Here is a 10319-nt window from a genome sequence, read left to right as displayed (position 1 = left end):
CCGCCGGCCCGTACGCCGCGCCGCTCCCGCAGCGCGGGCGAGGGTTCGGCCAGTCAGCGGGCGGCCGCGCAGCCGGGGCGGCGCAGCACGGACGCGCCCTGGCTCAAGCCGGCGGAGCCGTCCGGCGAGACCTCGGACGAGGCCGCCCGCCGGGTCCACGCGGCGGACGAACGGACGGAGGCCCCGCCCGGTGGGAGAGGGGGCGCCTCGGCGGCGAACGCACCCGAGGGCGACGCCCCGGAACCGCAGCGCGAGACCCCCCGTGAGCCCGGCACCGGCAACGGTGGCGACAGCGACAGCAGTGGCGACAGCGGAGCCGGCGGCGCGGCGACGGGAGGCGGCGCCTGATGGACGTGCTCGACGTCGCCTGGCGGCTGCTGGCCGTCCTGCTCGCCTTCCTCCTCCTGCCCCTGTTGGTGGGCCAGGCCGAGCACAAGGTGATGGCCCACATGCAGGGCCGGGTCGGCCCGATGTACGCGGGCGGCTTCCACGGCTGGGCCCAGCTCGTCGCCGACGGCGTGAAGTTCGCGCAGAAGGAGGATGTCGTACCGGCCGACGCCGACCGCCGGGTCTTCCGGCTCGCGCCGGCCGTCGCCCTCATCCCCTACCTCCTCGTCCTGGTCGCCATCCCGGTGGGCCCGGACGGCATGGTCGGCCAGGCGATCGACGCGGGGATCTTCTTCGTGCTCGCCGTGATGGGCGTCGGTGTGCTCGGCTCCCTGATGGGCGGCTGGGCCTCGGCCAACAAGTTCTCCCTGCTGGGAGGCCTGCGCACCGCCGCCCAGCTCATGGCGTACGAACTGCCGCTGCTGCTCGCCGCGGCCTCCGTGGCCATGGCCGCCGGAACGCTCTCGCTGCCCGGAATCCTGGAGGCGTTCGAGTGGTGGTGGGTGCCGTGGCAGATCGTCGGCGCCCTGGTCTTCTTCACCGCCGGGCTCGCCGAGCTCCAGCGCCCGCCCTTCGACGCCCCCATCGCCGACTCCGAGATCATCTTCGGCGCGTACACCGAGTACACCGGTCTGCGCTTCGCGTTCTTCCTGCTCGCCGAGTACGCGGGCATCGTCATCCTGTGCGCCCTGACCGCGGTGCTGTTCCTGGGGGGCTGGCACGGGCCGTTCGCCGCCGACCTCGGCTGGCTGTGGACCCTGCTGAAGACCTCCGTCCTCGCCTTCGTGGTCATCTGGCTGCGGGTGAGCTACCCCCGGCTGCGCGAGGACCAGCTCCAGAAGCTCGCCTGGACCGTGCTCGTCCCCCTCGCCCTCTTCCAGATCGCGCTCACCGGCGTGGTCAAGGTGGTGATCCAGTAATGGCCGTTCCCGGCAGCGGCCTGGCCAAGGGCTTGGCCGTCACCCTCCGCACCATGACCCGGCGCTCCGTCACCGCGCACTATCCGGACGTCCGGCCCGAACTGCCCGCCCGCAGCCGCGGGGTGATCGGGCTGTTCGAGGAGAACTGCACGGTGTGCATGCTGTGCGCCCGGGAGTGCCCCGACTGGTGCATCTACATCGACTCCCACAAGGAGACCGTGCCGCCCGCCGCCCCGGGAGGGCGCGAGCGCAGCCGCAATGTCCTGGACCGCTTCGCCATCGACTTCTCCCTGTGCATGTACTGCGGTATCTGCATCGAGGTCTGCCCCTTCGACGCGCTGTTCTGGTCCCCGGAGTTCGAGTACGCCGAGACCGACATCCGCGATCTCGTCCACGAGCGGGACCGGCTGCGCGAGTGGATGTGGACCGTGCCCGCCCCGCCGCCGCTCGACCCGGCCGCGGAGGAGCCCAAGGAGATCGCCGCCGCCCGCAAGGCCGCCGGGAAGCAGCTCGCCGCCGAGGCCGGCAGCCGTGGGACCGGGCGGCCGGAGACGGAGCAGCGGGACGGTGACGCGTGAGCGACACCGCGAGCCTCGTCGTCTCCGCGACCGTCGCCGCCTCGGGCACTTCCGGCGGCACCCCCGGTTTCCTGTCGCCCACCGGCGTCGAGATCCTCTTCCTGCTCGTCGGCCTGCTCACCCTCGGTGCCGCGATCACCGCCGTCACCACCCGGCAGCTGGTGCACGCCGCCCTGTGGCTGGTGGTGGCGCTCGGCGGGATCGCCGTCGAGTACCTGCTGCTGTCCGCCGAGTTCATCGCCTGGGTACAGGTTCTGATCTACGTCGGGGCCGTCGTCGTCCTCCTCCTGTTCGGACTGATGCTCACCAGGGCGCCCATCGGCCCCTCGCCGGACGCCGACTCCGGCAACCGCACCGTCGCCCTCGCGGTCGCCGTCACGGCCGCCGCCGTCCTGGTCACCGTCGTGGTGGACGCCTTCCGCACCACCTGGATCGACCTGGAGAGCGGCGCACCGCAGGGCACCACCGACGTCACCGGCAGAATCCTCTTCCAGCACTGGGTGCTCCCCTTCGAAGCACTCTCCGTCCTGCTGCTCGCGGCCCTCGTCGGAGCGATCGTCCTCTCCCGTCGCGGGAGCGGACGGAACGGGACCGCCGCCGATGACGCCGCCGGCGCCGGCGCCGGAGACGGAACCCGGACCGCGGACGGGGGAGAGCGCTGATGCATCTGGCCTACCCCGCCGTCCTGGCCGCCCTCCTCTTCTGCACCGGTCTGTACGGCGTCCTGGCCCGGCGCAACGCGATCCTCGTCCTGATGTCGGTCGAGCTGATGCTCAACGCCGTCAACCTCAACCTCGTCGCCTTCGACGTCTGGCTCCGCGACACCCTCCACGCGGGCCAGGCCCTCACCCTCTTCACCATCACCATCGCCGCCGCCGAGATCGGCATCGGCCTCGCCATCGTGCTGCTCGTCCACCGCAACCGGGGCACCTCCCACATCGACCGGCTCCGCGACCTCGCGGAAAACGACCGGACCGCTACCGAAAGTCACGATGTCACTGTGGCAGGCGCCACTGACAACCCCACCGGCACCCCCGTCGGCGATCCCACCGGCGGCCGCGCCGGAAGACCCGCCGACACGCGCCCGACCAGGGGAGAGGCCACCGCGTGAGCACCACGACCCTCGCCGTCCTCGTCCCGCTGCTGCCCTTCCTCGGCGCCCTCGCCGGGCTCCTCCTCGGACGCCGGGCCCCCGCCTACGTCCGCCCCCTGGCCGTCCTGCCCACCCTCACCTCGGCCGCCCTCGCCGCGGCCGTCGCCGTACGCCAGGGCGGGGAGGGCGCCCTGACCGGCGCGACCCGGCTGACCCCCACCGGCAACGAGGCCCTTCCCGTCGAGCTCGCCCTCCACCTCGACGGCTTCGCGGTCCTCGTGGCCGTCCTGGTCGCCGCCGTCGCCTCCTGTGTGCAGATCTACTCCACCGGCTATCTGCGCGAGGACCCGCGCTATCCCTCCTACGCCGCGCTGGTCTCCCTCTTCACGGCCGCGATGCTGCTGGTCGTCTACAGCGACGACCTGATCATGCTGCTGGTCGGCTGGGAGATCATGGGCATCTGCTCGTACTTCCTGGTCGGTCACTACTGGGAGACGGCCGCCGCGCGCTCCGCCTCGATCAAGGCGTTCCTCGTCACCAAGCTCGGCGACGTGCCGTTCATCATCGGCATCCTGGCGCTGGCCTCCGAGGCCGGCACCTTCCGGATCAGCACCATCGTGACCCGGCTGACCTCCCCGCTGTCCGGCTTCGAGCTGGAGCACCCCACCGTCATCGCGCTGCTGCTGCTCGCGGGTGTCGCGGGCAAGTCCGCCCAGTTCCCGCTGCACACCTGGCTGCCGGACGCGATGGCGGGTCCGACGCCGGTCTCCGCGCTGATCCACGCCGCCACCATGGTCGCGGCCGGGGTCTACTTCGTCGCACGGCTGCTGCCCGTCTTCACCTCGTCCGCCGCCGCGCTCGCGGTCCTGGCCGCGATGGCGGCGGTCACCATGGTCGGCTCGGCCCTCGCCGCTCTCGCCCAGGACGACATCAAGCGGGTCCTGGCCTACTCCACCATCGGCCAGCTCGGCTACATGACCGGTGCCCTGGCCGTCGCCGACCGCGGCGCGGCCGTCTTCCACCTCATCTCCCACGGTGTGTTCAAGGCGCTGCTCTTCCTCGCCGCGGGCGTGCTCATCCACGCGGCCGGCACCAACTCCCTGGCCGCGATGTCCCGCACCGGCGGCCTGGCCGGGCGGGCGCCGGACGCCTACTGGACGATGACCGTCGCCCTGCTGGCGCTGGCCGCCGTGCCGCCCTTCGCGGGTTTCTTCTCCAAGGAGGCCGTCCTCGCCGCGGCCGAGCACGCCGCCCTCGACCCCGCCGGAGGGGCCGCCCACGCCGTCCCGTCCGCCGTGGGCTGGACGGTCCTGCTCGCCGGGCTGCTGACCGCCGCGCTCACCGCCGCGTACGCCACCAGGCTGTGGCTGCTGGCCTTCCACGGCCGCGGCTCCACCGTGCCCGGCCGCGGCAGGCAACCGGTCGTCATGAACGCGGTGCTGTGGGCGCTGGCCGGGCCGACCATCGCCGTCGGGCTGCTCTTCGGCGCTCTGCCCGACTGGTTCGACGGCCGCTCGCTCGCCCCCACCCTCACCACCTCCGTCCTGGGCACCGGCCTGGCCGCCGCCGGCATCGTGGTGATGTACGCGGCCTGGCGGCACAGCACCGCCACCGCCGCCGCCCGCGCCCCGCTCGGCGCGGTCGCCGCCCACCCGGAAGCCGAGCCGGCGGTCTCCGAGGCCGAGGCCGTCGCCACCCACCGGGCGGCCTACGGCGACATCGCCGCCGCCGACGACCCGGCCGACCCGGGCCGGCTCCTGCTCGGCCCGCTGCACCGCCACGCCGCCCGCGGTTTCCACCTCGACGCCCTCTGCGCGGCCGTCGCCGTGCGCCCGGCCCTGGCCGCGGCACGGCTGGTGCGCTTCCTGGACCGCGAGGTCGTGGACACCTACGTGCGCGGCGCCGGAGGCACCGCACGGCTGCTGGGGACGGCCGTGCGCCGCGCCCAGACCGGCAACGCGCAGACCTATCTCGGCCTCCTGCTCGCCGGCTCCCTCGTCCTGGCCGTGGCCGCCGCCCTCGTCGCCGCCGGAGCGTGACCAGTGATCCCCCTGAACGACACCGCGATGCGGCTGCTCCTGGCGGCCGCCGTCGTCCTGCCCCTGCTCGGCGCGGTCGCCGCCCTGCTGCCGGCCCCGCCCGGACTGCGGGGCGGGAACCCCGAGCAGGCCGTGCTGCGCCACGGCGTCACCGTCACCGGCGCCGTGCTGGCCGTCACCGCGGTGCTCGCGCTCGGCTTCGACCACGAACGGCCCGGCACGATGCAGGCCGAGACCGACATCGCCTGGATCCCGGCGCTCGGCGTACGCGTCCACCTCGGCACCGACGGCGTCTCGCTGCCCCTGCTCGTCCTGACGGCCCTGCTGACCTTCCTGTGCGCGCTGTACAGCTACCACCGGCCCCCCGAGGGCCCGCGTCCGCAGGCGTTCGTCGCGCTCGTGCTCCTGCTGGAGGCAGGCACCCTGGCGACCTTCGCCGTGCTGGACCTGATGCTGTTCTTCCTGGCCTTCGAGACGGTCCTGATCCCGATGTACTTCCTCATCGCCCGCTGGGGCGGCGCGGGGCGGGAGCGGGCCGCCTGGAAGTTCGTCCTCTACACCCTGCTCGGCTCCGTCGTGATGCTGCTGGGCCTGCTGCTGCTCGGACTGGGCGCCGAGGGCGGCCCGACGTTCGACATGACGGTGCTCGCCGAGGACGGCGGCCGGGGGCTGACCCACACCACCCAGCTCCTGGCAGCCCTCGCCATCGGCACCGGCCTGGCGGTCAAGACGCCGATGTGGCCGCTGCACAGCTGGCTTCCCGACGCCCACACCGCCGCCCCGACCGTCGGCTCGGTGCTGCTGGCGGGGGTCCTGCTGAAGATGGGTACCTACGGTTTCGTCCGGATCGTCCTGCCGGCCGTCCCCGACGGCATCCACACCCTCGCGCCGTACCTGGCGGCCTTCGCGGTCACCGGCATCATCTACGGATCGCTGGCCTGCCTGGCGCTCGCCCGGTCCGGTGCGGGAGGCGATCTCAAGCGGCTCATCGCCTACTCCTCGGTGGGCCACATGGGCTTCGTGCTGCTGGGTATCGCCACCCTCACCCGCACCGGCGTCAACGGCGCGCTGTTCGCGAACATCGCCCACGGCCTCATCACCGGCCTGCTGTTCTTCCTCGTCGGCGCGGTCAAGGACCGCACCGGCACCACCGACCTGGACCGCCTCGCACCCGGCGGCGCAAGGGAGCACGGCGCGGGCGCGGCGCTGTACGGACGCGCCCCCCGGCTCGGCGGGCTGCTGGCCTTCGGTGCCGTCGCCTCCCTCGGACTTCCCGGACTGGCCGGCTTCTGGGGCGAGATGCTCGCGCTGCTCGGCGCGTACCACCCCGCCGACGGGCTCAGCCGGCCCGCGTACCTGGTCTTCATGGCCCTCGCGGCCCTCGGCACCCTGCTGACCGCCGCCTATCTGCTGGTGGTCGTCCGCCGGGTCTGCATGGGGACGCCGTCCGCACCCGGCACCGCCCCCGCCCCGGGCGCGACCCTGCCGGACGTACACGGCCACGAGTTCGCCGCCTGGATCCCGCTCGTCGTCCTCACCGTCCTGGCCGGACTGTGGCCCGCGATCCTCCTGGGGCTCACCGATCCGGCCGTGCAGAACCTCCTGCCGGGAGTCAGCCGATGAACGCGCTCGCCCAGGACCCCGCCCCGTCGGTCGTCCAGTCCGTCGACTGGCTCGCCATCGCCCCGCCCGCCCTCGCCGCCCTGGGCGCGCTCGCCGTCCTGGTCGCCGACCTGTTCCTGCCCGAGCGCCGCAAGCCGCTGCTCGGCCCGGTCACCGTCGCCGTCCTCGCGCTCGCCGCGCTCGGCCTGCTGCCCCTCCTGGACGGCGACCGCACCACCTTCTGCCTCACCGCCGACCCGGCGGTGTGCTCCTACGTCGCCGACCCGTTCGCCCTGGCCGTCCAGTTCCTGGTGCTGGGCGCCGCCCTGATCGCCGCCCTGCTGTCGATGACGGCCGTACGGGACGAGGCGCTGCCGCGGGGCGAGTACTGGTTCCTGCTGCTGGCCTCCGCCGCCGGCGCCGCGCTGCTGCCCGCCGCCCGCGATCTGGCGACCCTGATCGTGGCGCTGGAGGTCGCCTCCCTGCCGTCCTTCGCCCTGGTCGGACTGCGCCGCGCGGACGGGCGCTCCTCCGAGGCGGCCCTGAAGTTCTTCCTCTCCTCGGTCACCGCCACCGCCGTCAGCCTGATGGGCGTCAGCTTCGTCTACGCCGCGACCGGCTCCCTGCACCTGGGCCGGGTCGCCGAGGAACTGCGCGGGACCTCCCCCGGGCTGGAGACCCTGGCCGCCACCGGAGTCGCACTCACCCTCGTCGGCTTCGCGTTCAAGACCGCGGCCGTCCCGTTCCACTCCTGGGTGCCGGACACCTACGTGGGCGCCCCCCTGCCGGTGGCCGCCTACCTGTCGGTGATCGGCAAGGCGGTCGGCTTCTCCGGGCTGATCCTGGTGGCCGTCGAGGCCTTCCCCTCCTACGGCCGCATCTGGGGACCGGCGCTCGCCGTCCTGGCCGCCCTCACCATGACCGGGGGCAACGTGGCCGCCCTGCGGCAGCGTCCGGAGCGCGCGCACAGCGCGGTACGGCTGCTGGCGTGGTCCTCCGTCGGCCAGGCCGGCTACCTGCTGGTGCCGATCGCCGCGGCGGCGTACGCCGACGAGCCGGGACGGGCCGTCGGCGCGACCGTCGCGTACGCCCTGATGTACGCCGCCGTGAACCTCGGGGCCTTCGCCGTGGCCGCACATGTCGGCCGGAGTGCCGCCGCCAACCGGATCACCGACTACCGCGGCCTGTACGCCGCCCACCCCCTGGCCGCCCTCGCCCTCGCCTTCTTCCTGCTCTGCCTGGCCGGGCTGCCGCCGGGGATCATCGGCCTGTTCGCCAAGGTCGCGGTCTTCTCCACAGCCGTGGACGCGGGGCTGGGCTGGCTGGCCGCGGTGATGGCGGTGAACGTCGTGATCGCCCTGTACTACTACCTGGCCTGGACGGCACAGCTCTTCCGGGCCCCCGCCCCCGCCGTACCCGGTGAGGCACCCGCCGCGGCCCCTGCGGCCGCCCCCGTGCGCGTCGCCGCGCCCCTCACGGCCGCGATCGTCCTGACGGGGCTGGTCGCCGTCGGCCTTTCGGGTGCTCCCCAGCTCGCCCTGCGCTTCGCCGCCGACGTGCTGCTTTAGACGGGGACGGCCCGGGAACCCGGCGCCTTCACATGGCGTTGACCTCATCGGAAGGGTCCACGAAATCCGCCTTCGGACGGAGGCATCGCCGCAACGAAGGGCCACACGGGGGATCCCCCTGCCGCACCACCTGGAGGGCGCACCGTGCACCGCCGGCACAACGGGCTCAAAACCGCCCTGCTACTCGGGGGACTGTCCGCGCTCATCATCGTCATCGGCGGTCTCTTCGGCCGCACCGGGCTGGTCGTGGCGGTCGTCCTGGCGCTCGGCACCAACGCCTACGCCTACTGGAACAGCGACAAGCTCGCCCTGCGCGCCATGAGAGCCCGTCCGGTCAGCGAGTTCGAGGCCCCGGGCCTGTACCGGACGGTCCGCGAGCTGTCCACGGCCGCCCGCCGGCCCATGCCCCGCCTGTACATCTCGCCGACCCAGGCGCCCAACGCCTTCGCCACCGGCCGCAACCCGCGCAACGCCGCCGTCTGCTGCACCGACGGCATCCTGCGCATCCTCGACGAGCGCGAGCTGCGCGCCGTCCTCGGGCACGAGCTGAGCCATGTCTACAACCGCGACATCCTCATCGCCTCCGTCGCGGGCGCGCTGGCCTCGGTGGTGATGTTCCTGGTCAACTTCGCCTGGCTCGTCCCGTTCGGCCGTTCGGACGACGACGAGGGCCCCGGTCTGGTCGGACTGCTCCTGGTCATGCTGCTGGGCCCGCTCGCCGCCTCCCTGATCCGGCTCGCGGTCAGCCGCTCCCGGGAGTACGAGGCGGACGCCTCCGGCTCCCAGCTCACCGGCGACCCGCTGGCCCTCGCCTCGGCCCTGGCCAAACTGGAGGCCGGTACCAAGCAGCTCCCCCTGCCCCCCGAGCCCCGCCTGGAGACAGCGAGCCACATGATGATCGCCAACCCCTTCCGTCCCGGAGACGGACTGTCCAGGATGTTCTCCACCCACCCCCCGATGGCCGAACGCATCGCCCGGCTGGAGCGCATGGCCGGGAGGCGCCAGTGAGGACGCTCCTCAACATCCTGTGGCTGGTCTTCTCCGGCCTCTGGCTGGCCCTGGGGTACGTGATCGCCGGCCTGGTCTGCTTCCTGCTGATCGTCACGATCCCGTGGGGCATCGCCTGCTTCCGGATCGCCGTCTACGCCCTGTGGCCCTTCGGATACACCGTCGTCCAGCGGCCCGGCGCGGGCGCGGCCTCCGCCGCGGGCAACGTCGTCTGGCTGGTCTTCGCCGGAATATGGCTCACCCTGGGGCACATAACCGCCGGCATCGGCTTCTGCCTGACGGTCATCGGTATCCCGTTCGGCATCGCCCACTTCAAGATGGTGCCGGTCTCGCTGATGCCGCTGGGCCGCGAGATCGTCCGCAGCGACGCCGCGTATCCGTCGTACCGCTGGAACACGGCTCCCCGCTAGGCCGTCCCGTCCGGGCCGTCCCGCCAGGGCCTCAGGCCCGGGCGGCCCCCTCGTCGTACAGGCCGCCGTGCGGGTCTGTGTGCATGTCGTCGTGCACGCCGCCGTACGTGCCCGGTCCGGCCGGCGGCTCGTCCGCGCCCTCCCAGGGGGCCGGGCCGGTGCCGTCGCTCCAGGCGGCCAGCGCGTGCCGGTCGAAGCACAGGATCCCGCACCGCTGCGCGTACTCGGCGGCGGGTGCGGTGAAGTCGCCGGTGGTGACCACGGCCGCCACCTGGGCCTCGTGAACGGTGAAGCAGGTCCCGCCGAAGCGCTGCACGTCCTGCGAGCCGACCTTGTTGGTGTCGCTGTAGCGCTTGCACTGGATGACCACGCGCCGCCCGTCCGGGGCGGTGGCGACGACGTCGGCGCCGAGGTCGCCCGCGCCGCCGACGACCTCCACGTCCCGGCAGCCGTCCCGCTCGCACAGGGCCGCGACCGCCTGCTCGAACTCCTCCGCCCCCATGGCCTCGTAATCCGGGCGGCCGGGCCGGCCGGGAGGGACCGCCGCCCCGGCGGCTCCATCCGGTTCCGCGTACTCCACCGGCTCCGGGGGCCCGGCGCGCTCACCGCCCCCCGGCCTGCCCGGAACCTCCTCCTCCAGGGTGTCCAGCGCGTCCTCGGCGGCCTCGGTCAGAACGGTGGCGGCCCGCCGCGCGGCCCTGGCCGCCCGGAACC

At 73.6% G+C, this 10319-nt stretch carries 10 protein-coding genes and 1 pseudogene; 10 read left to right on the top strand and 1 reads right to left on the bottom strand.

Going from position 1 to position 10319, the window contains the following annotated elements:
- From AC2CJA_RS19125 to AC2CJA_RS19080, 10 genes and pseudogenes are all read left to right on the top strand, one after another.
- Positions 1–348, top strand: a pseudogene (locus tag AC2CJA_RS19125) (hypothetical protein); the annotation flags it as partial.
- Positions 345–1307, top strand: coding sequence for a complex I subunit 1/NuoH family protein (locus AC2CJA_RS19120; protein ID WP_484603926.1), 963 nt, complete (start codon positions 345–347; stop codon positions 1305–1307). The pseudogene AC2CJA_RS19125 and the gene AC2CJA_RS19120, both read left to right, overlap by 4 nt.
- Entirely contained in the window at positions 1307–1885 is a 579-nt protein-coding gene (locus tag AC2CJA_RS19115) for a NuoI/complex I 23 kDa subunit family protein (protein WP_484603923.1), read from the top strand. Before AC2CJA_RS19120 ends, AC2CJA_RS19115 begins: the two co-directional genes overlap by 1 nt.
- A 71-nt stretch (positions 1886–1956) precedes the next feature.
- Complete coding sequence (locus AC2CJA_RS19110) at positions 1957–2547, top strand: NADH-quinone oxidoreductase subunit J family protein (RefSeq protein ID WP_484603925.1); 591 nt, start codon at positions 1957–1959, stop codon at positions 2545–2547.
- Complete coding sequence (nuoK, locus tag AC2CJA_RS19105) at positions 2547–2996, top strand: NADH-quinone oxidoreductase subunit NuoK (protein ID WP_484603922.1); 450 nt, start codon at positions 2547–2549, stop codon at positions 2994–2996. The genes AC2CJA_RS19110 and nuoK overlap by 1 nt, the downstream gene beginning before the upstream one ends.
- The gene (locus AC2CJA_RS19100) at positions 2993–5017 is read left to right on the top strand and encodes an NADH-quinone oxidoreductase subunit 5 family protein (protein WP_484603921.1); all 2025 of its coding nucleotides are present in this window, start codon (positions 2993–2995) and stop codon (positions 5015–5017) included. The genes nuoK and AC2CJA_RS19100 overlap by 4 nt, the downstream gene beginning before the upstream one ends.
- A 27-nt stretch (positions 5018–5044) precedes the next feature.
- A complete protein-coding gene (locus AC2CJA_RS19095) occupies positions 5045–6640 on the top strand; it encodes a complex I subunit 4 family protein (protein WP_484603924.1) in 1596 nt (531 codons plus the stop codon).
- Complete coding sequence (locus AC2CJA_RS19090) at positions 6637–8187, top strand: NADH-quinone oxidoreductase subunit N (protein WP_484603920.1); 1551 nt, start codon at positions 6637–6639, stop codon at positions 8185–8187. Before AC2CJA_RS19095 ends, AC2CJA_RS19090 begins: the two co-directional genes overlap by 4 nt.
- 144 nt (positions 8188–8331) lie before the next feature.
- On the top strand, positions 8332–9195 hold the full coding sequence (gene htpX / locus AC2CJA_RS19085; protein ID WP_484603919.1) for a zinc metalloprotease HtpX: 864 nt from the start codon (positions 8332–8334) through the stop codon (positions 9193–9195).
- Complete coding sequence (locus AC2CJA_RS19080) at positions 9192–9605, top strand: YccF domain-containing protein (protein ID WP_484603918.1); 414 nt, start codon at positions 9192–9194, stop codon at positions 9603–9605. Before htpX ends, AC2CJA_RS19080 begins: the two co-directional genes overlap by 4 nt.
- Before the next feature lie 31 nt (positions 9606–9636).
- Here AC2CJA_RS19080 and AC2CJA_RS19075 read toward each other — a convergent pair.
- Positions 9637–10319, bottom strand: a 683-nt coding sequence (locus tag AC2CJA_RS19075; RefSeq protein WP_484603917.1) for a restriction endonuclease, incomplete at its 5' end; no start/stop codon positions are given.

This window comes from Streptomyces sp. ATLC9, assembly GCF_057196705.1.
Note: the sequence above shows the minus strand (reverse complement) of the source record. Positions and strands in the feature narration are given on the sequence as shown.